Here is a 24,593-nt window from a genome sequence, read left to right as displayed (position 1 = left end):
TGCAAATATCCATTTTTTGATCATGATTTGTACCGTCAACTTGCAGGATTTATACATAATTTATGTATAAAATCGATCAGCTCAAAGAAACCAAATCCCATCTCTTTCCCAGATCCAAAGCAGACACCCTGTCCACCTGACTTTGGGTATAGTGAACAATTTTCTGGATTATTTTAGTCTATAAACTTACATTCAACGCAGTATCATCAATTTTTCCAGTAATTTTATTTTCCAGCTTTTTTGCATTATTTTTATCCATTCTAAAACGGATAAAAATAGCTGTTTTATAGACGTTTAACACAAAAAATTAAAGTGATAAGTCAAACAAAAAAATGACTCATCATATGAATAGAAATTGATTAAAAAAATCCCCGCACAAGGCGAGGATTTTTTTAATCTATACTTTTTAACAGGTAATTATTTACCGCCAAAAACGTATGATACACCTACACGACCACCAACTTCGTTACCGCCGGCAAAACCTACCGCAGCACTTACAGAAGTACGACCGTCGGCAAATACGCTAGCAACACCTAGAGCACCAGCAGATTCACCTTCATAGTGACCTACACCACCAAATACTGCAAATTGACCAGCACCGATGTTAGGGATTTGTTGTTGCGCAGCTAAAGCAATAGCGATACCACGGTAAGAAGTTTTCTCAACATCATCAACACGTGTATTCAACTGGTTCACACGTGAATTTACATTAGCCACTTGTGTATTTGTATAAGCATTTGCTGAAGCTAGAGTTGCTACATCACCATTAGCAAATTCTGAACGAATCGCTTGACGATCTGTTGCTGCTGCTGCTAAACCAGCTGCACGAGTAGCTGCTTCAGCATTAATGTTGTCTTGTAAAACTACATCTGCTGCTGCACGAGTAGCTGCTTCAGTATCAACACGAGTATTTAATGCTGTATCTGCTGCTGAACGAGTTACTGCTTCAGCATTAATGTTGTCTTGTAAAACTACATCTGCTGCTGCACGAGTAGCTGCTTCAGTATCAACACGAGTATTTAATACTGTATCTGCTGCTGAACGAGTTGCTGCTTCAGCATTAATGTTGTCTTGTAAAACTACATCTGCTGCTGCACGAGTAGCTGCTTCAGTATCAACACGAGTATTTAATGCTGTATCTGCTGCTGAACGAGTTGCTGCTTCAGTATCAATATTTGCTTGTAATTGAGTATCTGCTGCTGCACGAGCTGCTGCTTCATTTGCAACTTGACCATCTGTATAAAGATTTGCAGATGCTAAAGTCGCTGCATCCCCATTAGCGATTGTTGTTGCTAAATCTTGACCAGCAAGTGTAATTTGACCAGTTGAAATACCAGAAGCATTTACAGTAGTTGAATTTGTCACGCCATTATCTGTTTTACTGATAGATAATTGGTAATCTTCTGTAGGATTATTACGTCCTAAAGTTAGATCTTGAACCTTATCAACAGTTGTTGCAACAAAACCATTATCAATAGTAGCACCTAACACTGGACCCGTTAGACTACCAGACACAATTACACCTAAAGCATCATAATCGGCAGTTGCAGATTGCGATGTTGTCCAAGTTTGCTGTCCAACTTGCTCAGATGTAGTTAATTGGAACTTATTTTCATTAATAACTTGTGCATCAACTGTACGAGTTTGATCTTGAGTATCTACTCGATCTTGATTAAAACTCTGCGTAGTACCTGCAAAAGCAGCATTTACAGTCGGTATAATTAAATCAGCACCAGCTGAAATCGTACCAGCATTAAGGATATTTGATGCTCCGCCATTAACAGTCAAATTACCATTGAGTTGGCTTGGACCGTTTACTGTTAATGAAGCCGTTGTTACACCAGTAGCAATACCTGCTGTGATTGCTGCATCACCTGCATCAGCATAGCTATTTGCTGAAGCTAAAGTAGTCGCATCGCCTGCATCAGCATAGCTATTTGCTGAAGCTAAAGTAGTCGCATCGCCTGCATCAGCGTAGCTATTTGCTGAAGCTAAAGTAGTCGCATCGCCCGCATCAGCGTAGCTATTTGCTGAAGCTAAAGTAGTCGCATCGCCTGCATCAGCGTAGCTATTTGCTGAAGCTAAAGTAGTCGCATCGCCTGCATCAATGTTGTCTTGTAAAACTACATCTGCTGCTGCACGAGTAGCTGCTTCAGTATCAACACGAGTATTTAATGCTGTATCTGCTGCTGAACGAGTTACTGCTTCAGCATTAATGTTGTCTTGTAAAACTACATCTGCTGCTGCACGAGTAGCTGCTTCAGTATCAACACGAGTATTTAATACTGTATCTGCTGCTGAACGAGTTGCTGCTTCAGCATTAATGTTGTCTTGTAAAACTACATCTGCTGCTGCACGAGTAGCTGCTTCAGTATCAACACGAGTATTTAATGCTGTATCTGCTGCTGAACGAGTTGCTGCTTCAGTATCAATATTTGCTTGTAATTGAGTATCTGCTGCTGCACGAGCTGCTGCTTCATTTGCAACTTGACCATCTGTATAAAGATTTGCAGATGCTAAAGTCGCTGCATCCCCATTAGCGATTGTTGTTGCTAAATCTTGACCAGCAAGTGTAATTTGACCAGTTGAAATACCAGAAGCATTTACAGTAGTTGAATTTGTCACGCCATTATCTGTTTTACTGATAGATAATTGGTAATCTTCTGTAGGATTATTACGTCCTAAAGTTAGATCTTGAACCTTATCAACAGTTGTTGCAACAAAACCATTATCAATAGTAGCACCTAACACTGGACCCGTTAGACTACCAGACACAATTACACCTAAAGCATCATAATCGGCAGTTGCAGATTGCGATGTTGTCCAAGTTTGCTGTCCAACTTGCTCAGATGTAGTTAATTGGAACTTATTTTCATTAATAACTTGTGCATCAACTGTACGAGTTTGATCTTGAGTATCTACTCGATCTTGTTTAAAACTCTGCGTAGTACCTGCAAAAGCAGCATTTACAGTCGGTATAATTAAATCAGCACCAGCTGAAATCGTACCAGCATTAAGGATATTTGATGCTCCGCCATTAACAGTCAAATTACCATTGAGTTGGCTTGGACCGTTTACTGTTAATGAAGCCGTTGTTACACCAGTAGCAATACCTGCTGTGATTGCTGCATCACCTGCATCAGCATAGCTATTTGCTGAAGCTAAAGTAGTCGCATCACCATCACCGATTGCTTGTACGATGTTAGTAGTACCAACAGTTAAAGTACCAGAAATAGTCGTATCACCAGTTACAGTTGTATTACCAGCTGCCAAAGTACCAACAGTTGTATTACCAGCTGCCAAAGTACCATTTACTGTAGTGCCAGCATTCAAAGTAATAGAGTTTCCAGTATTATTACCAGTTACAGGTATAAAACCTGTCCCACTAATTGTAGTTGCTGCGAAAGCTGGTACTGAAACACTTAACGCTGCGGCTAGAGCTGAAAGTTTAAAAGCTGTATTAATCTTCATAAATATCTCCGTTTCTTATAAAAAGACTGGCCTACCCTAGGATCCTGTAAACCAGCAAAACTTCTAATTAAGGTGTAGTTATTCGAATCCTTTACTAATTAAGATCAAACCCTCACCAACTACCAGCCAATCATATACAAAAATAAACATTTTTATCAATCAATATTTTAGGGTCTGTTGACACTTACTGTTCATAATTAACCCTATAACGGTAGCCATAAAAATATACAGGCTAAGGCAACAGAACTTTGATAATTTCTTTTGAGCTTGTCATATCGAGTAGCTATTCCTCTAAATTGCTTTAATCTACAAAACATATTTTCAACTAAATGCCTGATTTTATATAAATACCAGTCCATATGGTCATTGTTCGATTGGCTATTCGTTTTCTTTGGTATATTCGCTTTAGTCCCTGTTTTCCTGATCTGTTCACGCAGTGGTTCTGAATCATAGCCTTTATCTGCGCATACCACTTTTGTCTCTTTTAAATCTAATGTTGATATTAAATCAGGCGCAACTTTAACATCATGTGTGGTTCCATCGGTAATCATGAAATCAATAGGATTACCATGTGCATCAACAATCAAATGTATTTTTGAGGAGTTTCCTCCTACACTTTTAGAAATAGATTGATTCGCTATGCCGGCAGAATGTTGATGAGCACGTACATGAGAGCCATCAATAAAAATCCATTCCATATCGGGGCATGAGGCTAGTAATTTGAATAATCTAAGTAACTTACCGCTGCTTGACCAACGATTAAAACGTTTGAAAATAGAGTTTGAATGACCAAAACAAGAAGGAATATCTCGCCACGGACAACCTGTTCTAATTCTATAGAGAATAGCTTCAATAAAATTGCGTAAATTTGAGTTGTGGTGAATGGATAAATTACGCAGAATAACTTTCAACTTTTGCCAGTGTTGATCTGTCAGCATGGTACGAGGCATAGCGAATAGTAAAATTGGGTTTGGTGATTTGATTTTACTACTTCGCTATTTTTTTAAGCTAAAAGTGTCAACACACCCTAAAAATATGGATTGGATAATTGGATTCAGCACAATCACACTAACAATAGCATTTTTAACTTTAATTTATTTCAATAAAGTTCAATCTATTAGAAGTAATGCTCCCTCATTTTTGGTGACTTTAGGTATTCTTTTTATGTTTATGGGGGTTGGTTTGGGTCTTTATGACTTTGATTTGAGCTCCAATCCAACTAAAGCAATTAACAATCTCTTGATACATATACAAGGTGCCTTTATAGCATCCACGATAGGAGTCTTTTATTCTATTTTATATAAAGTAATATTTTACTTCGTAAAAAATGATCAAAAAAATGATGATGCGCTGGAGGCTAGAATAAGTGTATTTCTAGATAATAATGAAAAAAGTCTATTGATCCAACAGAGACAGGAACGTGAATCAAAAGATTATAAAGATACATTAGTTAAATACATTGAAGAGTTAGTTACTAGTAATGCAGATACTTTAGCAATTCAGAGAAAACAAGAAACTGAATTTAAAAATTATAAAGATATACTTGTAAGTCGTATTGTCTCACTGCAAGAGAGTAATGAAAAATTTATTACTTCCCAAACAGAAAGAAATAATGAAATATTTATTTCTGCATTAAAGGCCGTAATGTTGGAGTTCAACAAAGATATTGGAAATCAATTTGCATCTAACTTTCCTAAATTAAATGAAACTTTAGAAAATGGGCAGAGTAAAACTTGAAGTGCGACATAAACCACCTAATTAATTTAAAGGGTTTATGGAGTATATAAAATTGTCATACCATCATCTTAACTTTGAAGATCGTACTGCATTAATGCTTGAGTCAAGAAAAGAAGGCTTTTCAGCCAGAAAATTTGCTGAACTTATTAAAAGACATCCTAGTACGATCTATCGTGAGCTTAAAAGAAATAGCATCAATGACGTTTATCAAGCTCGATATGCTTCTGATAACACTTTTGCTAGACGTAGACGTGGTCACAGAAAACTCAAAATCGATTCAATCCTCTGGAAATTTATTGTTGAAGCGATCCGTTGTTTATGGTCTCCTCAGCAAATAGCAAAGCGTTTAAAGACATTTCCTGATTTGGATCAAACAATGAATGTAAGCCATACAACGATTTATTCAACGATACGAGCATTACCCAAGGGTGAGTTGAAAAAAGACTTATTATCCTGTCTACGTCATGAAAATAAAAAGCGAAAAGCTAACGGTGAACCTAAAAAAGATTCTATATTACAGGATATTAAAACTATTCATGAGCGCCCAGCCGAAGTTCAAGAAAGAAAAATACCGGGTCATTGGGAAGCTGATTTAATTAAAGGTAAAGACAATAAAAGTTCGATAGCAACACTTATTGAACGAAATACACGGCTCTGTATCTTGGCAACATTACCTGATGCAAAGGCAGAATCAGTGCGCAAGGCTTTAACTGAAGCTCTGAAATATTTACCTGCAGAACTGCGTAAAACGTTGACCTATGACCGTGGACGTGAGATGTCAGAACATAAAATACTCGAAGAAGATTTAGGCATAGATGTATATTTCTGTGACCCACATTCACCCTGGCAAAAAGGCACATGCGAAAATATGAATGGTTTAATTAGGCAATATTTACCTAAAGGGATTGATTTAAATCAGGCAGATCAGCATTATTTAAATCAAGTTGCCATGTCACTGAATACTCGTCCTAGAAAGGCGTTAGATTGGCTTACACCATTAGAGAAATTTGCTCAGCTTGTTGATTATCATAAGGCTTTTGAAACTGTCGCACCTCATGTTTGAATTCGCCATGTTATTTCATGGCAAAATAGCTATAGTGAAGAAATTAAAAATAATCAGGCTACTTTAAAACAAATAAATGAAAGTTATCTTGAGCAACAAAAACAGTTTGATTTGTTGAAAAATTATACTGAAAGTTTCATTCAAATGAATAAAGGACTACAATTAAGTTCAGAAGAGCTTGATAAGCAAATCAATATCATAGATGCAAAAGTAGAACAATTAGCTGTTTTAGGCAAAGAAAGTATTGTTGATGCTGAAAAATATCGCATACAGATGGATGCGATATATAACCAGTTTAATCAATCAAATCTTGATCTCATTGAAAACATGAAAACCTATCAACAAAATTCTTTAGATATGGCAAAATCATTTGAGCAAGTAATAGAAGTTAATAATTTATTCAAAAATAATAGCATTGATATATACGAACAAAATGTAGAATATTCTAAGATGGTGTATTTAAGTCAAACAGATTTAATTGAAAAAGTAGGTGTTCATCAAATGGCTGCTATTGATAAATTTAAGAATAAAGTTGATAAGCAACTATATGAAGTACATATGGACATTACACAAAAATTTGAAATGACGAATGATCACTTAAATAAAATAGATTCGCTGATCGAGAATCAACATGCATTAATAAAGAATATTCAATTTCCTAAATTTGATAAACAATTATTGGACCTACAATCAGATATTTCGAAAAAAATTGAAATGACAAATAATCATATTAATAAGATTGATATGAAAATTGAAAATCAACATTCCTCAATAAAGAATATTCAAGAACTCAAAGCTCTGCCTATTAGTATTTCTTTAGGTGGAAATTAATTCATGAGAATTTTTAGAAAGTTAAGTCGAGAAGATGAATGGGTAAGCTTAAGTGATATAATGACTTCACTTATGCTTGTTTTTTTATTTATTGCAGTTTATTTTATTGTTTCGACTAAAGATATTATTGAATTTCCAAAAGTTTTTCAAAGAAATGAGGTTTTGTTACATTCTGAATTAAATAAAGTCCTTAAAAATAATTTATCTAAATGGGGGGCTGATTTAGATACTACAGGACTTGTGAGATTTAATAATAGTCAATTTATACAATTTGATACAGGTTCTTCTGATTTATCACCGCAATTTAAGAGTGTAATTGATGAGTTTTTTAAAAATTACTTAACAGTTGTAATGAAACCAGAGATCGAAAAAAATATTAAAGAAATTTATATTGAAGGCCATACCTCCACATATTGGTCCCGCAATAGTTCAAAGCAAGAATCTTATATTGCAAATATGAATTTATCTCAGGCTCGTGCACAATCAACTTTGGTCTATCTTTTAAGCTCTTCAAGTTTAAGCGTTGATCAAAAAAAATGGCTTAGTCAGAAAGTAAGAGCAATTGGTTATTCGTCATCTAAACCTTTAAATAATACTGGTGAACCTCTAAAAATTGGTGAAAGTGAAAATCCATCAAAATCACAGCGCGTTGATATCCGAGTTGTTACAACTACAGAAGAACAAATTCGTAAACTTGCAAATGAACACTTTAAAAATGATGGCAGTATATGAGTGATCAAATCAATTATTTGCCAGAATCTGTTAGCGAAAGCTTAAAGCTGAAAAAATTTTATGTTCAGCTTAAAAGCACAAATAGTATGGATGATTTTTCAGATTTGGTTTTGCTTACTTTAGACTGTAATCATGAACAAATTGATATCATTCACTTATCTTCTAGTACCCCTATTGAGGTGCCTTTTATTATTCATAAAGATAAAGTCATAGGTGTTATTACGATTTGGTTCGATACGACTAAAATACCAAAAAATATTTTTCACATTAAATTGGATAATTTAAGAGGTTTTGATAGTATTGAAATCAAACTAAGTATTTATAATGAATTGGTTTTTAAAAAAATTTATGAGTATTTTTATACTTTAGGACTTACGCACTATTATTTATAGATTCTCTGTGGTAGCAGATGATTTTTATCGAGAATAAAGTCATCAATGAAGTTTTTGATAACTGGTCTAAATAATTTCTTCTGCCAACAATATACATTTTCAAAGATCCGCTCAAACTGGTTCTTTTGTATCTCAACGTAGGCCATCAAGGCTGAAAAAATATGATTCAAAATCAGTTTAGATCGTCTTACTTGAAACTTTTCAATATGACAAACCTGTTTAATCACCCGGTGATATTGCTCTATTTTCCAATGACTTGAATGTAATTCATGAAAACCCTCAAAGGACAATAAATCATCTTCATCTTGATGCACAATATAAAACCTCTGCTGTTCTTTTAACTGAGTCTTAAATAATTGTACAAAGCCAAAATCTTTGAGCCAGACCACTTGACCCTGATGGAAATTTGGCAATAAACGCAGTTGAAACCATTGTCCTTTTTCTGGGGAAACCTTACGGTTACAGTCGATACCAAACATAAATCGAATACCATATTTTCTTATGGTTTTTAGATTTCCAGTCGATGAATACCAACTATCACCTGTAATAAATTGAATCTTTGCACCCCAACTGAGTACTTCACTTAACATCTCCATAAAGTAATCATTCTTGGTTTTACTTTCAGATTTGTCATAAATTCGGAAATTAATTGGAATATTTTGACCATTCTGATCTGTCGCATACAAGGTAATGAGATTAATACCCTTGACGGATCGGTGGTGTTTGCCTGACCAAAAATAGCTAACCAAGTCCATATGTTGACTATAGGGTTTATCTAAAACAGTATCATCAATACTGACTATAAGTTTATTATTATCAATATGTTGAATTGCTTCTTGATATAGGTCGTGAGGTGTGTAGTCTTCACGTTCTAGAAAGCGATTTACACTATCATGCGAGATGTTATAAGTCTCGGCAAGTTGTGTGCAGCTAATAGAGTTCGGTTCTGTCATGAGAAAGCCCATATAAATGGGTAATGTACAAGTTGCTGTAGAAGCATGTTTAATTCGTCTGATCACAGATACTTTATAAAGTATTTTAATACTTTTTTGAATCCGTCAATGCGTAAGTCCTATACTTATAAATTTATGAAAAATACTTTACTGAAACTGAAAAGAAATAACGATTTTTTTCTTTATGATAATGAGTAAGAATTATGAGAAGACTGCCTGTCTATTTAGTTATTGATACATCAGGATCGATGCACGGAGAGCCTATTGAATCTGTTAGAAACGGTATAGACCTATTTGTCTCTTCATTACGACAAGATCCGCATGCTCTAGAAACAGCTTATTTATCAGTAATCACATTTGATGATAAAGCTCAGCAGATAGTACCATTAACAGAACTTGCAGATTTTCAAACCCCATCTATAGAAGCTGGAGGTTGGACGGCTTTGGGTGAAGGGCTAACTTTAACAGCAAATTGTATTATTAACGAAGTTAAAAAGAATACAATTGACTCTAAAGGGGACTGGAAGCCATTGATTTTTATTATGTCTGATGGTGTGCCAACGGATGATTGGAAGCAGGGTTTCGAAAAACTGAAAGCAGTAAAGCCTGGCCTCATTATTCCTTGTAGTGTTGGCAGTATTGAAGCTGCAAGTGTTCTTAAGCAATTAGCAGAAGGAATTGTTCATTTACCTACTGCCGACAGTGCAACAATTACAGCTTTCTTTAAATGGGTTACACAGAGTGTTTCAATGAGTAGCCAAAAAGTTGATTCAAATCAAGGTGATGCTGTTATTGGAGATTTACCTCCGCCACCCCCTGAAATCAATTTTGTATTTTAAGAGGTGATAACCATAGCCTAATAGGGGCTATGGTATTTTTTTGATGAAAAAACTTCCTGTAATATGCCTAGTAGACAGCTCAATTTATAATTCTCATGAAAAATTGCAATCAACTAATATTGCATTAGAAGTATTATATAAGTTGTTGAATAACGATGATTATCTTAGAGAAAGTTGTGAAATTTATTTCTATACTTTTTCTGAAAATTTAATTTTTAAAAGTGTTATTAATCGTAAGTCTAACTTGAGAGATTTTCAAATTTCGGAAAATGAATTATTTGGTTTGAATTTTCTAGGAAATGCTCTTTATGAATTAGAAAACTCAATAAGTTTTGGCAAGGAATTTTATCGTCCAAACTTATTTATATTTAGTTCAAATAATGCAGTAGATGTATTTACTTTTGAAAGTTTTTCTAAAACTATTAGTAATATTTCACAATTTTCCAATATTGTTATTTATTCTATGGGTAATCTGACTATAAATTCAAAACATAAATATATGACTTTGACAGATAATATATTGAATGTCGAATATTTAACGGAATCAATTTTTAATATGTGTTTGAAATTTGAAGAGTAAAATTATGCTAAGTAAAAAAGATTATTGGGGAAATTTAGATAATTTTTTCAGTCATACAATAGATTTAATTGAAATGTTAGATTTAAAAAAAAATTGGATAGGAGTTGACCCTAAGAAAAAACTTTTATCTGAATTAGATGAAATAAAAAAAATTATTAATGAACAAATAGATTTTAATGAAAAAGGCGGTATTTTTTTTAATAAAAGATATAGTTCAAAAGACTCTAATCAAATAAGTGATACAAATACACCTACTATATTGATAGGTCAAGAGGTTTTAGCTGATAAAGAAGAGACTGATTTAGCAAATAAAAAGAAAGTCGAAGAGCATTTAGAAATAAATGACTCTGATCAATTATTATTACAGGATATTGTGATTGTAAGTGATGCAATTCAAATTGATTTAGTGAAAAATAATAAGATAGAACAAGAGGGTTTTGGAAAAGATATTAATGAGGAGCAACCAGAGTCTCAAAACAATAATGTTGAAGCTTTAAGTCCTTCTTTTGAAGAGAAGTCAGATAATCTAACTGATAATATTTCTCCAAGTATTCAATTCTATACTCCAGAAGCTCAAAAAAATAAAAATGAATCAATAATTCAGCTTTCTAATGCACAATCAAATGAATTGGAAAAAATTAATGCTGAGTTTGTTAACAATGAAATTAATATAAATAATAAAGACCAAGAGGTGTTAGCTGGTGAAACTAATGAGCAAAAAACACAAAAATCTAGCAATCAAATAATATCAAATATTGATATTAAAAAGTCAAAAAACAAATCAGCATCTAAGATAGTACCTCCAAAGGTGACTTTCTCAATTCCAAATGGAAAAATTAAAGAGTTTTATAAAGAAAAAATCACTATAAAGGAAAATATAGAAATTGAAATTCTTTATGAAAGTATTACTTTTTCAGAAAATAATTTAGGTATAAGTGTTGAAGACAGTTTTATTGTGGGACTTCCTCAAAAAATAGGTTCATCTGTTATTAACTTTAATTATAAACATCAAGATAACGTTTATAAGGCTAGTGCAAATTTAATTATTGTTGCAGATCCTAAAGATTTATGGGAGATCAATGAACCTGCCACAGCTTCATTATTTCCTAAAGAGCATGGATTTTATAAAACGACAAAATTTAATAATAACCAGGATTATAAAATTATTGCTGCAAGTCGTCGAGGGCGCTCACATGAACACAATGGTTCATTTAGGGATGATCATTTTGAATATAAAATTCTAGAACATGATCCATCCTTAGTACTTCTTTCTGTTGCAGATGGTGCGGGAAGTGCAAAGTACTCAAGAGAAGGTTCAAGATTAGCAGCAGAACAGTCGATAAACTTTTTAAGTCATAAATTAGTCGCAATACAAGCTTTTCAGGATTTAGAAAAGTATGTTTTTGATGAACCACACACGTCTGAAATAAATAAATCTATTGTTGAGAACTGGAATACAGCAGCAATCCAATTATTTAGAGAAGCAACTGATCATGCAATGGAGAAGATTCGTCAGAAAGTTGAGAATACTCAAAGTTCTTTTAGAGATTTTGCAACCACCTTACAAATCGTGATTGTTAAGCATGTTCAAGATAAACGTTTTATATCAAGTTTTTGGGTTGGAGATGGTGCTGTTGCCGTATATAACCAAGAGAAGATACGTTTGTTAGGTCAAACAGATGGTGGAGATTATGTTGGACAGACAGTTTTCTTAAGTCCAAATTTAGAACCCTTCCATCAGTATGTAAGCATTACAATTGCATCTGCACAAGATTGGTTGTTTTTAATGTCTGACGGTATTTCAGATCCATACTTTGAAACTGATAGTGAACTAAGTAGTCTAGATAGTTGGACTCAATTTTATAATGAATATAAAGAAGTTTTAAATAGCGATATAGATGGATCTGATTTGAATGAAAAAATTCATTTCTTCAAAAAAGGGCATCATGATGACAGAACGCTTCTTGTGCTTTTACCACACAATGAACCGAATTTAAGTTTAACAGTTGAGAGTTTCACGGATGTCTAATATCGTTCATTGTAAAACCCATGATGGAAGATCAATTAGTTATATAGATCAAATTATTGGTTCAGGTGCGATGAAAGATGTTTATTTCTCACCTGATAAAAGCTATGTCGTATGTTTTTTTAATAAGCAAAAAAACAAGTTTTATGAAAATCAAAATGACTATCAAGAACAAAAACGACGTTTACTAGAAATCGTTACGACTAAGCATGACAGTATTATGAACGGTTTGGGTGGGAAATATTGGGAAAAAGCGTTCTGTTGGCCAAATGCGTTAGTTGAGCATAATAATTTATTAGGTATTGTTGTGCCTGCTTATAGTAAAGACTTCTTTTTTGAATTTGGTTCAATTAATAATGATCAACTTCTTAAAATTAAAGGAAAGGAAAAAGAAGGCAGGTGGTTTGCGAGTGCCAGTAATCAAAATCGGTTTCTTGATGAAAAAGAGAAGGGCAATTGGGCTAGTTACTTGAAAATATGTATGATGCTAGCTCGTGGAATACATAGAATGCACGCAGCAGGATTGGCACATTCAGATTTATCATATAAAAATGTCTTGATCGATCCGATAAATGCTAAAGCATGTATTATCGATGTTGATGGGATGGTTGTTCCGGGTAAGTTTCCGCCAGATGTTGTGGGAACCCCAGACTTTATTGCTCCTGAAGTTATGGCAACCAGTCATTTAGATAAGAATGATCCAAAACGTTTTCTTCCATCAATTAGGACAGATAGACATGCACTAGCAGTACTGATCTATATGTATTTGCTATATCGCCATCCATTGCGTGGAAAAAAAGTACATGATTTGGATGATAGTCAGAATGATGAAAAATTAAGTATGGGAGAGCATGCACTATTTGTCGAACACTCCATAAATACATCTAATACTATTAATACTGACGATTGGAAAAAATCATATTTGCCATGGGTGGACACTAAAAAAATTCCATATACAGTGACTGGGCCATACTTATCAAAACTATTTAAAAAAAGTTTTGAAGATGCTTTACATGCCCCAAATCAGCGTCCTTCAGCAAATGATTGGGAAGTAGCTTTAGTAAAAACAACTGATTTACTACAGCCCTGTGTTAATTTAGATTGTAGTCAGAAGTGGTTTGTGTTTGATAATTCACAACATCCACATTGTCCATTTTGTGGTACGGCATACACGAAAAAATTACCTATTCTGAATTTTTACTCTTCTCGTAATCAGAAGGATTATAAATCGGATAACCATCGCTTAATGGTATGGTCAAATCAATCACTTTTTGAATGGCATATAAATTCTTTGATTTTGCCAAATGAGCGCTTAGAAGCTCATCAAATGCGAAGAATGGGTTATTTTGTCGAACATCAGCAAAAATGGTGGTTGGTGAATGAGCGAATGAACAGCTTATTTGTCTTCGATGAAGAAGATCGGCAGCATAAAATTGAAATTGGCAATCGTATTGAGTTGAAAGAAGGTGTGAAAATCATTCTTTCTAAAGACTCTGGTGGTCGTTTGGCTTATGTTCAAATGTCTAATTCGTAAAGTTGTATAAATAGAGAATTAGTAAGTTCGAAAAAATATGCCTCGCTTGAGTTAGGGTCTGTTGACATTTCAAGTATAGAATTTACCCGATAAAGGTAGCCAAATAAATATACAAGCTAATGCAACTGCCCCCTCGTAGCTACACTTTAGCTTATCATATCGTGTTGCTATTCCTCTGAACTGCTTTAACCTACAAAATGCATTCTCAACTAAGTGTCTGATTTTATATAAATACCAATCCATATGATCATTATTTGACTGAGTATTTGATTTTCTTGGAATATTCGCTTTAGTTTTTTTCACAGATATTTGTTCTCTTAATGATTCAGAGTCATATCCTTTGTCTGCACAACATACTTCCGTTTCACTCAAATCAAGTTTTTCAATCATTTTGGGAGCAATCTTGACATCATGTATCGTTCCATCGGAGATAATAATTTCGATTGGATTGCCATCCGCATCAACAGCTAAGTGTATTTTAGAACTATTTCCACCAATGCTTTTAGAAATATCCTGATCTTTTATTCCAGCAGAATGTTGGTGTGCCCGAACATGACTAGCATCAATAAAAACCCATTCCATATCAGCATTTGAAGAAATTAATTTAAATATTTTCATTAACTTATCATTTTTACACCAACGATTATATTTTTTAAAGATTGAGTTATACGAACCAAATTCTTTAGGCAAATCACGCCATGGGCAGCCTGTTCTTATTCTATAAAGTATTGCTTCGACAAAATTTCTCAAATTAGATTTGAAATAGATATCAAAATTTCGGAAAATAGAAAGTAACTTAGACCAGTGTTGATCATTCAGCATTGTACGAGGCATAGCGAGAAGTAAATTTGGTTTGGCGATTAAATTTTACTTTCTCGCTATTTTTTTGAACAGAAAATGTCAACAGGCCCTAGGTTTTATTTAGCTTTGTTGCATAAACATTCAAAAGCTGAACTTTTTCCAAGTTATCCAAATTTAAGTTACAACTAGGGTATGAGGTCGGCCTAATTCCTTAAATTTATTCTGTACGGCTATAAGAGCATGTATTTCATTTACTTGACTTGAAAAATGCCTAGTTGACAACTTATCGCCTAATAATTTAAGGCAATGTATTTTGGTTTCTACCAAACTTCGGCGATGATAGCCTGACCATTTTTCCATAGTATCCTACCTAAACGCTTAACAGTTCGGAGTAATTCATTGCGCTCTTGCGAGCTCATCTTTATATCTTTCCAAGGTTTCGCATTTTTTGGCGGAATTACCGTAAGCGCTTGTCTTTCTGCAATGCCTTGACGGCATTATTTGGTGTCATAAGCCCCATCAGTGTAGACAGATTCAATCTGTTCTTCTTGTACAATCTGATCAAGTAAGTAACCAAGCACCTGTGAATCACTCACATTGTTGGTTTTGAGCTGAATAGCGCGTATTTGCAGGGTTTCAGCATTGATACCAATTGTAGTTTATTCCATTGAAGATGATATTCAGGCTGATATTTTTTGCGTTTCCATTCGCCTTCACCTAAGAACTTTAAGCCACTAGAATCGACGAGTAGGTGGAGAACATTACTGCTTTTTTGATAGTGAATGCCAATATCAATATACTTTTGTCTTCTACAAATAGCGGAATATTCTGGTGCTGTCCAATCTAAACCACAAAGCTTAATCAGACTTTGCACAAAGCCAGTGACCAGACGTAAAGATAGACGGAATAGAGATTTGATCATTAAAAAGCATTGAATCGCTGTATCGAAATAAGTTTGATTTCGTCCGTGCCTGCCTTGTGGTTCTGCATGCCATTGGGTTTTGGGATCAAAACAAATGGCAATATTCCCACGATTAATGAGAGCTCGGTTATATGCGGGCCAATTGGTTGTGCGGTAGATTTTATGTGTAGGCTTCTTCATTTGAAAATTATATCGCTGAAAAAGCCTTTACAGATAGGTTTGTGCAACAAAGTCCTATTCAACTAATGATCATGAATGAATTCGCCCATCTATGAGTAATGTATTGTTTATTCTAATTATGAACAAATACTCTGAAAATTAAAAAATAAAGATCCATCAAATAATGCTATCAGTTTTTTTCTCAACAAGGCATAGTAACTTAAAGATTAGACCTCTTGAGAAAATATGCTTTTACCTAATTTTTGAATCAGCTAAAACCTTATAAAATATAACTTGCGGCTGTTTAAATTTTGACTAACGCAAGAGATCTATTGTATAAAAGATTTTTAAAGAATATCTTTTATACAGAATCTTCGGTTACAGAAACGTATTCCTCCAAACGGTACATTTCATCATCAATAATAGCAACTTTTGTAAATTCTCCCCAAAAGTCTACAGTAGATGCATCATATGATGCGACCTCCCATCTCGAACCATCATCAAGGACAACCACTCTTCCATCATATTTAATCTCATGGATGTCACCTACTTTATGTTGACCCAAGCCATACATTCGTAGCCCCCACCGTAATATTTCCTGTTGCTCAGATTCTGAAAGCTTATTAATACCAGATGCTACAACTTCATCTGACGTCATCATTTTATACATATCAAAATTCATATTTACTCCTATATCAGATTATAAATCTGACTTTTTAACACGTGCCTAGTAAACTAAGACTTAACAATATCTCTAACAGTGATAAGAGGTGGTCCCACTTGTTTGAACAACTAAAAGCTTATTTATAAGTGATATTCTGCTCTAGTTAAGCTACCTTATTTTGTTGTGGTAGCTGGTCATAGTAAAACTCATCTGGAGTCATTTTGTCCAGACTCGAATGAGGTCGTTTCAAATTATAAAACTCAAAATATGCACTCAATTGCTTTTTCGCATCTGTGACACTGCTATAAGCTTTGAGATACACCTCTTCATATTTAACGCTCCGCCATAATCGTTCAACCATCACATTATCAATCCATCGACCTTTACCATCCATACTGATTTGAATGCCATTTGATTTCAATACATCAATAAATGCATCACTGGTGAACTGACTGCCTTGGTCTGTATTAAATATTTCAGGTGATCCATATTTTTCAATTGCTTCATTTAAAGCCGAAATACAAAAATCCACCTCCATACTAATCGATACCCTATGCGCAAGTACCTTGCGGCTATGCCAATCAATCACAGCACATAAATAAACAAAGCCTTTTGCCATAGGGATATACGTTATATCCGTACACCACACTTGATTACTGCGCTGAATAGCCAATCCTTTGAGCAGATATGGATATTTACGGTGAGCTTGATTGGCCTGACTTAGATTTGGTTTACGATATAACGCATTAATGCCCATTTTCTTCATTAAAGTACGTGTATGACGTCGTCCTATATGATGTCCTTGACGATTCAATAAATCACGCATCATACGGCTACCTGCAAAAGGGTATTGCATATGTAACTCATCCATACAGCGCATCAGCTTCAGATCTGATTCACTCACAGGTTTTGGGCGATAGTAATAACAACCACGGGAGACTTTCAGCAGCTTAGCTTGCTTAGATACTGAAATCTGAAGTGAGTCATCGATTAACTTTTGTGGTTGAAGCGGCCCAGTTTCTTCAACACACCTTCTAAAAAATCAATTTCTAATGCCTGCTCACCGATTTTTGCATGTAGTTTTTTTAGATCGATGGGTGGTTCTGTTGGAGCTTTTGATTGATCGAAAGCTTGCGAGGAAGCTGAAATCAGTTGATTTTTCCAGTCAATAATTTGGTTTTGATGAACATCAAATTCAGCACTCAATTCAGCAAGTGTTTTTTCTGCTTTAATCGCAGCAAGTGCTACCTTAGCTTTAAAGTCATTTGAATGATTTCTTCTTGGTCTACGTGTCATAAAATACTCCATATATTGATGTTTATAACATCATTTGGGGAGCAAAATATCACTTATAAGTGTTGTTCAAATTTCCTGATCCACCTCTATATTTACATCACCACTTGGCAAGGATAATACTGAGCTTTCCCCTATTGTAAGCCCAAGTAATACTTGTCCCAATGGGCTATTACTGTGGGTAATACCTTCCTGATAATTGTTAAAGTTATTAGAAATTTTCACACTAACAATTTTCTCAGAATTTCTACTATCCACATATTTTACTAAATCATTTACCTCCACAAAATCATTGAAATCCTCAGCTATATTTTCGAATGCTAATGCATATTGATTTTCTTTAACTGATGCTTTCGATAATTTAATATTTAGCTCAGCTCTATTATTCTCAATCAATGGTTTTAGATTACTCAATTTTTCTAGCAAAATTTGCATTTGCTCTTGAGAGTTTTTGAACCAATCTGTTGACCAAATACGGTGTATCCTCCACCCTAAACTTTCTAAAATTTGTTGACGTAATCGATCACGATCACGACTAGATTTTGCTGAATGATACGTTGCACCATCACACTCAACTGCTAATAAATATTCTCCGGGATTATTTGGATTTTTAACAGCCAGATCTAAGAAGTAGCCTGCAACACCTAATTGCGGTTCACATTCATATCCATGTTTTGCTAAGTATCAACTAAAAAGTAAACATGTATTCATTACCAAAACCCTTTGAAATCTGCCCAACCCAACGCTCTATTTGATCTGCCTTCATTACCTTAAAATCCCGCCAGTTATACTTCATCTGCTTCCAAACCATCTCAATTCTATTCAGCTCAGGACTATACGCAGGTAGAAAATACAAAGTCGTTGAATACTCTTGTACAAGAAGCTTGCGCCAATCTACCATCTGTTTGCTGCGATGAATCGAGGCATTGTCAACAATCAACACCAAAGGAACTTGATAGCTGCGTTTCACCTGTGCTGCTACACCCATCAAATAGGCATAAAACCAGCGACTGTTAACGGACTCCTGTAGGCAACTGGTGATCAGATGACCCGTTGACAGGAGACAACCCATCACATTAACTCGCTTTAGTCTTACAGCGTCAACCGCATGAACATCGCCTATCTTTGTCCATGCATAACGGTTATCTGGCGTAGCCGAAAATCCTGTTTCGTCGACATAGCCCAATACAATTTCACCACGTGCCGCTTGCTCACGTAATGCTTCAATTTGCTGTTGCGCTTGTCCAAATGCGGTCGGGTCTCTTTTTTTTCAAGCTGTGGCGGGTGCGTTTGAAGACCATGCCTGAATCTCGCAAAAACTTGCGAATAGTTTCAACAGACACGGACACACCGTATTTTTCATACAGTTTGACTCGGATTTGTTCTGCATTGAGTGGGCTTGTGTTGACCCACTCTAAGATTTGAGCCTGATAGTTTGATGTCAGTGTATTGGGACGGCCTGAGCGATGACCTTCTTGAATCGATTCAAACTGATGTAGCTCCCAATGTCGGCGTTGTAGCCTTATGGTTTCTGGGATACGCTCTTGTAACGCAGCAACTTCGGCAACAGTTTTACCTTCGGAAAGCCAGAGAATAGTTTGGGCACGTTGTCTTTCACGCCAATGTGCTGCATGCTTGGTCAGGAGAATTAGTTGTGCACGCTGTTCTAAGCTGAGTGGGACGGTAACAATCCGTGGCATGTGCAAACATCGTTTAACCAAAAATGTCTTTTCGCATGTTTAGTTATTTTTGTCAACTTAATGCCTTCATTACAGCTATTTCAAAATCACTATCCGGAGCCTTACCTGTCTGTTTTTCTTCATGTAAGAAACCTGTCTCACAATATCTCAAAAATTCTTTTAGGGCCGATACCCCTTTACTACTAGTATCAGATGTCAGGATATCTGTAGAATTCATTGATGAGATAATATGCATTCTCTTCTTCGAACGAGTAAAGAGCACGTTTAAACGTCTCCATCCAGAGCTCTGATTAATAGGACCAAATCGTTGAAATACTTTTCCAGCAATCTGACTTGGCCCATAAGTCATCGAAATAACAATAACATCCCTTTCATCACCCTGAACATTTTCAAGATTTTTGATAAATATAGGCTCAAAAGATTTCATTTTTTTATCATATAAACTCTGTAATAAAGAGTTTTCAGATAATTTAAGCTCTAGCTGGTTTTCAATTTCATCTCGTTGCTGGCTATTCATTGCAACAATACCTATCGACTCTTCTGTGTTTTGAAGAATTAGTTCACATACTTCATTAACAACAGCTTGAGCTTCCTCATAGTTACGTCCTGAATTGAATGTACCTGAGACTTTTTTGAATCGAATGCCTAATTCAGGCGAACTTTGTATTGCTGAAGGAAATAAAATAAGGTCAGAGTCATAAAAATGCTTATTCGAAAATGCAATTAAAGATTGATGTCGCGAACGATAATGCCAACGTAAGCGTCTCTGTTTAAACATTGAAACTGAATCTAAAATACTTTCTGCATCTTCAACTCCTACTAAATCTTCTTCGTCGGTATTATCCAAGTTTATAGAAGTACTAAAGAAACTTGTTGGAGGTAATTGTTTCGGATCTCCTACAATAATCGCACTTTTACCACGAGCCAAAGCACCAATAGCATCCTCTGGTAGAATTTGAGATGCTTCATCCATAATAACTAAATCAAAATCAAAAAGACCAGGCTTCAAGTATTGAGCTACAGACATAGGACTCATCATGAAACATGGTTTCAATGCCTGGATCGCATTGGGTGCCCGCTCAAGCAAAGACCTAATAGGTATATGTCTCATTTTTTTTAAAGATTCTTTAGCTATGAGAGAATATTCAGTTAAATCTGATACGCGACCATAAGCAATTCCTTGGGGTACATCAACTGTTGCTGCATTGCTAGCAATCTGTTTTCTCTGCAAAGCTATTAATTCATTATCATAATTCTTAAAATCATCAACCATTGTTGATAATTCCATCCCATTAAATTTCTGAATCAACGTATCAGTATTGATAATATGCTTTGCTAAAGAACAATATATAGAAAGCTGTACGGTATCGACTAATGAATAGCTCTCTAGTGTACCATTTTCCAACTTTCCAATAATATTTTTCAATCCTAAAGCTTCAGCTTTAGATTTAACTGATTGATAATTACTCCAAGTAAATATCCAATCTTGATTATCCAAGGCTAGATCATTCCTTTTGATCAAATTATCAAAAGAAGTTTTATGTAGTTCGATCCATGATTCATCTACATCTGAATGATCTTTAAACTTTATTTTTAATTTAGCCTCATTATTAAAATGAAATGCAATTTTACTATTAACTTCTTTGAAGTTCTTATAACTTTCCGAATTTAAAATCTCTAGCAATTTATGTTTAATAACATCATCACAATCAGAAATTACTTTCAATAAATTCAAAGCCTTATTTGCTCTACCCACCTCATAATGATTAGCCTTACCTTTAAATTCTTTCAACTCCCATTCATTGCATATTTCTGGGTGACTGCTCTTTATTTCTTCAAATCTAATTAAATTATGAAGATTTTCATTAAACAAATTTAATTTATTTTCAATAGTTAAAAGTGAATTATTCTTATTAATAATTAAGGCCTGAAGATTATCCTTTAACTCTTTAAGATCGGACAATGTAGATGAAATATCACTTTTCTCATTAACAATCTCATGAATATTTTTTAAACCTTTAATTTTATTGTTATATAAAGTAGAAAATTCCTCCAATAGATTTAATGAGATTTTAATTTTTGGTGCAATTTTGCGATCATATTCTTCAATGATAGATTGAATCAAATTGCTTTCTAGTCTTAAGATAGCAGAACCAATCTTTACTCTCTCATCAAAACCAACACCATAATCATGACGAATACCTTTATACCATTCACGTAAAGTTTTTATATCATCTAAAGGTGTATGAACACCATCATACATATGACCTAAAATTTTATATTTTTGATTTAAACTATCAGCTATATCGATGTTTTGTCTAAAATCAATTAATTTAGAAAAGTTATTCTGTATCTCACCAAATGGAGTATTTTCATTTTTACTCATATCTGTGATGAATTTTCTTGCTTTCCACCATCGTCTAGTAAAATACTTAAAGAATCCACCTATACATACATTTTTATAATTTACTTCCAAATCATTTAGGTCTGGTAAATTATCTATATTATAAATTTCCTTACAATCTAGATAATTTTTTTGTAGTTGAATAAATACAGGCTCAAATTCCAATATAAATTGATCAATATTAGATTCATCAAAAATTTCATTTCTTATTTTTAGCAATTCAAATGGCAAAGATTTCAAATGAGTTACTAATAACTCCATATCCTTGAATTTTTCCTCAGAATATCCAAAAACACTCTTAAGTTCATAAGGTATATTATTTTTAACTAATTCAATATCAGGACTTAAATCAATTAATGATTTTCTAATATTTTCCAAACGATCTATTGCTTCTACTAATTGATTGAAAGAGATAATTTTATCTAATTTATTACTCTTATTAATCAAATCTTGAATATCATTAATCTGTTGAATATCCAAATTTTCTAGGAATTTCTCATCAAATGTAGAGGAAATTTCAATATAGTTTTTATTTATTATAGAATATAAGTTAATATATTCCTCTAAAATATCTTTTTTCGAAATTAATTGGTGTATTAATTCATAAGATATTTCTTCATCAAATTCTGGCAATTTATTCGCATTTACAACAATTTTTTCAACATAATCTAAATTAAAATCATCAATAGAAAAGACCTCCGTAATTAAGGACTTTATTGATTTTAATTCTGTATTCCATTGCTTAAGTGAATTAATAATTTCAACCTTATCTGAATCGATTAGATTTATTTTATTAACTCCAAACCAGTAATGTTTAAAAATATTTTTATCTATACTCTGATCACGAGTTTGTATAAATGCATTTTCTAATAATCTCCCACAGTCGATATAACTATAAATTTCATCTTGACTTAATGCACTTATATTTAAATTATCAATTAATACCTCTTCAGGATTTATGTCTAAAAATATTTTCAATTTAGCTGATTTAGCTAGAATTTCATGCGCTGTAAGTTTGGTTGCACCCCATTCCTTATTAATACTCTTAACATATTTATTTAAATTACTCTTACATAAATCTAATTTGTTTTTTGTTACTTGCAATTGATTTGGCTTTGTATACTGCCCAATTTTTTTATATTGGTCACTTAAGTCGTTTAATATTTTTAATTTATTCGATTTATGGCTATGTAATTCTAAACAAAATCCACCTAGATCTGCTTTATCTAATCTATCTTTTACTACATTTAAGGCAGCCATTTTTTCAGCAACAAAGAGTACTTTTTTTCCATTATTAATAGCGGCAGCAATTAAGTTAGTAATAGTTTGGGACTTACCTGAACCAGGAGGACCCTCAATAACTAAGTTTTCACCTTTTACAGCGTCAATAAGTGCACTATGTTGTGAACTATCAGCATCATAAATTATTGGAAATTTTTCATTAATATCAGCAATTTCATCAATTTCATACTCTATATCGAAACTATGATTCTCTTTTTCTTTTGCAACTTTGCTGAATAATTGTTGAATGACTGGATGTTGTTCAATGGAATGACTTTCTGGCCAAATGCTAGGATCTAAGTCTTGATACATCGCTTGCTTTGTAAAGTTCAACAAACACATGCACGCTTTACGTTGAATTTTCCAACCTTTTTCATGAGCTAAAATATTTTGTTCGATTAAGTTAAAATATTCTTCCGGTGCTATATCTTCATCTAATAATGGCAATTCCAATCCGAATTCATTCTTTAATTTCTCATGCAATGTAACATTACTGAGAAGCCCATCATCTAGCAGAGAAATCTCAAAACTATCATAACCTCCATTCTTAGTTTTTGATTTTTTCTCTATTTTGACTGGCAAAGTAAATAATGGAGCCAACCTTCTCATTGACGAATCTTTGCTTTCCGCCCACTCTAAAAAGCCAATCGCTATATATAGAACATTAGATCCAGTTTCGCTAAGTGAAGATTCAGCTTGCTGTTTTATATGCTTAATTCTAGTTTCTAAATCTTTTGGATAGAGCAAACTCTGCAAACAATCACTATCGGTATGTATTGAAGTACAAAAGTCATTTTGCTGTAAATCAAAGCTAGTTTGATAGCCCAAATGCTTTGCCCAGGATTCGGCAGTAGGAGTCAAATCCTTTAAATTAGAATCTTTTTTACCTTCACTCTGATAATAAGCCTTAATTTCAGCATCTGTTGGTTTTGGAATTGATGCTAAATCTATTGTTTTTTTATCACTTAATGCTTTAAATACTGCATTTGGAGTAGTTTCAATAAATTGGAGACACTTGCCTCTAGGAAATTTATAATTTAATAGTGCATTTCTTGAACTTAAATCTAATAATCTTTTGCGAATAGATTCTAGTGAATCATATGCAAATGTCACTGCACCTTCAGTCATTGAATTTTTACAAACCTCTAAAATTTAAAAGCAATATTTTTATATATTTTATGATAGCAATTTGATGTTTATATTGTAAGCCT

The 24,593-nt window shown here is 33.8% G+C and carries 19 protein-coding genes and 1 pseudogene; 9 read left to right on the top strand and 11 right to left on the bottom strand.

Going from position 1 to position 24,593, the window contains the following annotated elements:
- Nucleotides 1-417 precede the first annotated feature (417 nt).
- Nucleotides 418-3,471, bottom strand: coding sequence for a YadA C-terminal domain-containing protein (locus tag HUK62_RS01645; RefSeq protein ID WP_176536919.1), 3,054 nt, complete (start codon nt 3,469-3,471; stop codon nt 418-420).
- Nucleotides 3,472-3,674: 203 nt separating this feature from the next.
- A complete protein-coding gene (locus tag HUK62_RS01640; RefSeq protein ID WP_005262957.1) occupies nt 3,675-4,421 on the bottom strand; it encodes an IS5-like element ISAba31 family transposase in 747 nt (248 codons plus the stop codon).
- Between HUK62_RS01640 and HUK62_RS01635 the strand changes: the two genes are divergently transcribed.
- From HUK62_RS01635 to HUK62_RS01615, 5 genes are all read left to right on the top strand, one after another.
- Nucleotides 4,408-5,208, top strand: coding sequence for a hypothetical protein (locus HUK62_RS01635; protein WP_176536918.1), 801 nt, complete (start codon nt 4,408-4,410; stop codon nt 5,206-5,208). The genes HUK62_RS01640 and HUK62_RS01635 overlap by 14 nt on opposite strands.
- 94 nt (nt 5,209-5,302) lie before the next feature.
- Nucleotides 5,303-6,271 (top strand): IS30 family transposase, encoded by a 969-nt coding sequence (locus HUK62_RS01630; RefSeq protein WP_252513945.1) that lies wholly within the window; start codon nt 5,303-5,305, stop codon nt 6,269-6,271.
- Nucleotides 6,272-6,415: 144 nt separating this feature from the next.
- Entirely contained in the window at nt 6,416-7,102 is a 687-nt protein-coding gene (locus HUK62_RS01625; RefSeq protein ID WP_176536917.1) for a hypothetical protein, read from the top strand.
- A gap of 3 nt (nt 7,103-7,105) precedes the next feature.
- Nucleotides 7,106-7,834: an OmpA family protein gene (locus tag HUK62_RS01620; RefSeq protein ID WP_176536916.1), complete on the top strand. Its 729-nt coding sequence runs from the start codon at nt 7,106-7,108 to the stop codon at nt 7,832-7,834.
- Nucleotides 7,831-8,226 (top strand): hypothetical protein, encoded by a 396-nt coding sequence (locus tag HUK62_RS01615; protein ID WP_176536915.1) that lies wholly within the window; start codon nt 7,831-7,833, stop codon nt 8,224-8,226. The genes HUK62_RS01620 and HUK62_RS01615 overlap by 4 nt, the downstream gene beginning before the upstream one ends.
- On the opposite strand, the gene HUK62_RS01610 is transcribed toward HUK62_RS01615, so the two are convergent.
- A complete protein-coding gene (locus HUK62_RS01610; RefSeq protein WP_176536914.1) occupies nt 8,217-9,245 on the bottom strand; it encodes a transposase in 1,029 nt (342 codons plus the stop codon). The two genes, HUK62_RS01615 and HUK62_RS01610, sit on opposite strands and share 10 nt — an antisense overlap.
- 137 nt (nt 9,246-9,382) lie before the next feature.
- Here HUK62_RS01610 and HUK62_RS01605 point away from each other — a divergent pair, with 137 nt between their 5' ends.
- From HUK62_RS01605 to HUK62_RS01590, 4 genes are read left to right on the top strand one after another with little or no spacing between them, the layout of a single operon-like run.
- Nucleotides 9,383-10,018 carry a VWA domain-containing protein gene (locus HUK62_RS01605; protein WP_176536913.1) on the top strand — a complete coding sequence of 212 codons (636 nt, stop codon included), beginning with the start codon at nt 9,383-9,385 and terminating at the stop codon, nt 10,016-10,018.
- A 43-nt stretch (nt 10,019-10,061) separates the two neighbouring features.
- Nucleotides 10,062-10,598, top strand: a complete 537-nt coding sequence (locus HUK62_RS01600; RefSeq protein ID WP_176536912.1) for a hypothetical protein — start codon at nt 10,062-10,064, stop codon at nt 10,596-10,598.
- A gap of 4 nt (nt 10,599-10,602) precedes the next feature.
- Nucleotides 10,603-12,627: a PP2C family serine/threonine-protein phosphatase gene (locus tag HUK62_RS01595; protein ID WP_176536911.1), complete on the top strand. Its 2,025-nt coding sequence runs from the start codon at nt 10,603-10,605 to the stop codon at nt 12,625-12,627.
- A complete protein-coding gene (locus HUK62_RS01590) occupies nt 12,620-14,158 on the top strand; it encodes a serine/threonine-protein kinase (protein ID WP_176536910.1) in 1,539 nt (512 codons plus the stop codon). The genes HUK62_RS01595 and HUK62_RS01590 overlap by 8 nt, the downstream gene beginning before the upstream one ends.
- Before the next feature lie 69 nt (nt 14,159-14,227).
- Here HUK62_RS01590 and HUK62_RS01585 read toward each other — a convergent pair whose 3' ends face one another.
- From HUK62_RS01585 to HUK62_RS01550, 8 genes and pseudogenes are all read right to left on the bottom strand, one after another.
- Nucleotides 14,228-14,992, bottom strand: a complete 765-nt coding sequence (locus tag HUK62_RS01585; protein WP_078426309.1) for an IS5 family transposase — start codon at nt 14,990-14,992, stop codon at nt 14,228-14,230.
- A 141-nt stretch (nt 14,993-15,133) separates the two neighbouring features.
- Nucleotides 15,134-16,061 (bottom strand): annotated as a pseudogene (locus tag HUK62_RS01580) (IS5 family transposase).
- A 340-nt stretch (nt 16,062-16,401) separates the two neighbouring features.
- A complete protein-coding gene (locus HUK62_RS01575) occupies nt 16,402-16,722 on the bottom strand; it encodes a hypothetical protein (protein ID WP_176536909.1) in 321 nt (106 codons plus the stop codon).
- A 145-nt stretch (nt 16,723-16,867) separates the two neighbouring features.
- Nucleotides 16,868-18,000, bottom strand: a protein-coding gene (locus HUK62_RS01570) for an IS3 family transposase (RefSeq protein ID WP_227554019.1) whose coding sequence is annotated in 2 segments (ribosomal slippage) — nt 16,868-17,748 and nt 17,748-18,000 — 1,134 coding nt in all. Because the reading frame shifts where the segments join, the coding sequence is not laid out codon by codon here.
- A gap of 66 nt (nt 18,001-18,066) precedes the next feature.
- A complete protein-coding gene (locus tag HUK62_RS18880) occupies nt 18,067-18,432 on the bottom strand; it encodes a GreA/GreB family elongation factor (protein ID WP_218015307.1) in 366 nt (121 codons plus the stop codon).
- Nucleotides 18,433-18,685: 253 nt separating this feature from the next.
- Nucleotides 18,686-19,225, bottom strand: a complete 540-nt coding sequence (locus HUK62_RS01560; protein ID WP_126038012.1) for an IS630 family transposase — start codon at nt 19,223-19,225, stop codon at nt 18,686-18,688.
- Nucleotides 19,221-19,697, bottom strand: coding sequence for a helix-turn-helix domain-containing protein (locus HUK62_RS01555; RefSeq protein ID WP_176536908.1), 477 nt, complete (start codon nt 19,695-19,697; stop codon nt 19,221-19,223). The genes HUK62_RS01560 and HUK62_RS01555 overlap by 5 nt, the downstream gene beginning before the upstream one ends.
- Nucleotides 19,698-19,749: 52 nt before the next feature.
- Nucleotides 19,750-24,510, bottom strand: a complete 4,761-nt coding sequence (locus tag HUK62_RS01550) for a DUF4011 domain-containing protein (RefSeq protein ID WP_176536907.1) — start codon at nt 24,508-24,510, stop codon at nt 19,750-19,752.
- Nucleotides 24,511-24,593 lie beyond the last annotated feature (83 nt).

The sequence above is a fragment of the Acinetobacter sp. NEB 394 genome (assembly GCF_013374795.1).
In the GTDB taxonomy this organism is placed as follows: Bacteria; Pseudomonadota; Gammaproteobacteria; order Pseudomonadales; family Moraxellaceae; genus Acinetobacter; species Acinetobacter johnsonii.
The sequence above is the reverse complement of the archived record's forward strand: the minus strand, read 5'-3'. Positions and strand labels throughout refer to the sequence as shown.

Coding starts and splice junctions, on each gene's coding strand:
- HUK62_RS01595 (WP_176536911.1), top strand. CDS start 10,603: ATGCTAAGTAAAAAAGATTATTGGGGAAATTTAGATAATTTTTTCAGT.
- HUK62_RS01600 (WP_176536912.1), top strand. CDS start 10,062: ATGAAAAAACTTCCTGTAATATGCCTAGTAGACAGCTCAATTTATAAT.
- HUK62_RS01635 (WP_176536918.1), top strand. CDS start 4,408: ATGGTACGAGGCATAGCGAATAGTAAAATTGGGTTTGGTGATTTGATT.
- HUK62_RS01645 (WP_176536919.1), bottom strand. CDS start 3,471: ATGAAGATTAATACAGCTTTTAAACTTTCAGCTCTAGCCGCAGCGTTA.
- HUK62_RS18880 (WP_218015307.1), bottom strand. CDS start 18,432: ATGCAAATTTTGCTAGAAAAATTGAGTAATCTAAAACCATTGATTGAG.
- HUK62_RS01550 (WP_176536907.1), bottom strand. CDS start 24,510: ATGACTGAAGGTGCAGTGACATTTGCATATGATTCACTAGAATCTATT.
- HUK62_RS01590 (WP_176536910.1), top strand. CDS start 12,620: ATGTCTAATATCGTTCATTGTAAAACCCATGATGGAAGATCAATTAGT.
- HUK62_RS01605 (WP_176536913.1), top strand. CDS start 9,383: ATGAGAAGACTGCCTGTCTATTTAGTTATTGATACATCAGGATCGATG.
- HUK62_RS01575 (WP_176536909.1), bottom strand. CDS start 16,722: ATGAATTTTGATATGTATAAAATGATGACGTCAGATGAAGTTGTAGCA.
- HUK62_RS01625 (WP_176536917.1), top strand. CDS start 6,416: ATGAATAAAGGACTACAATTAAGTTCAGAAGAGCTTGATAAGCAAATC.
- HUK62_RS01640 (WP_005262957.1), bottom strand. CDS start 4,421: ATGCCTCGTACCATGCTGACAGATCAACACTGGCAAAAGTTGAAAGTT.
- HUK62_RS01620 (WP_176536916.1), top strand. CDS start 7,106: ATGAGAATTTTTAGAAAGTTAAGTCGAGAAGATGAATGGGTAAGCTTA.
- HUK62_RS01630 (WP_252513945.1), top strand. CDS start 5,303: ATGCTTGAGTCAAGAAAAGAAGGCTTTTCAGCCAGAAAATTTGCTGAA.
- HUK62_RS01585 (WP_078426309.1), bottom strand. CDS start 14,992: ATGCCTCGTACAATGCTGAATGATCAACACTGGTCTAAGTTACTTTCT.
- HUK62_RS01555 (WP_176536908.1), bottom strand. CDS start 19,697: ATGCCACGGATTGTTACCGTCCCACTCAGCTTAGAACAGCGTGCACAA.
- HUK62_RS01615 (WP_176536915.1), top strand. CDS start 7,831: ATGAGTGATCAAATCAATTATTTGCCAGAATCTGTTAGCGAAAGCTTA.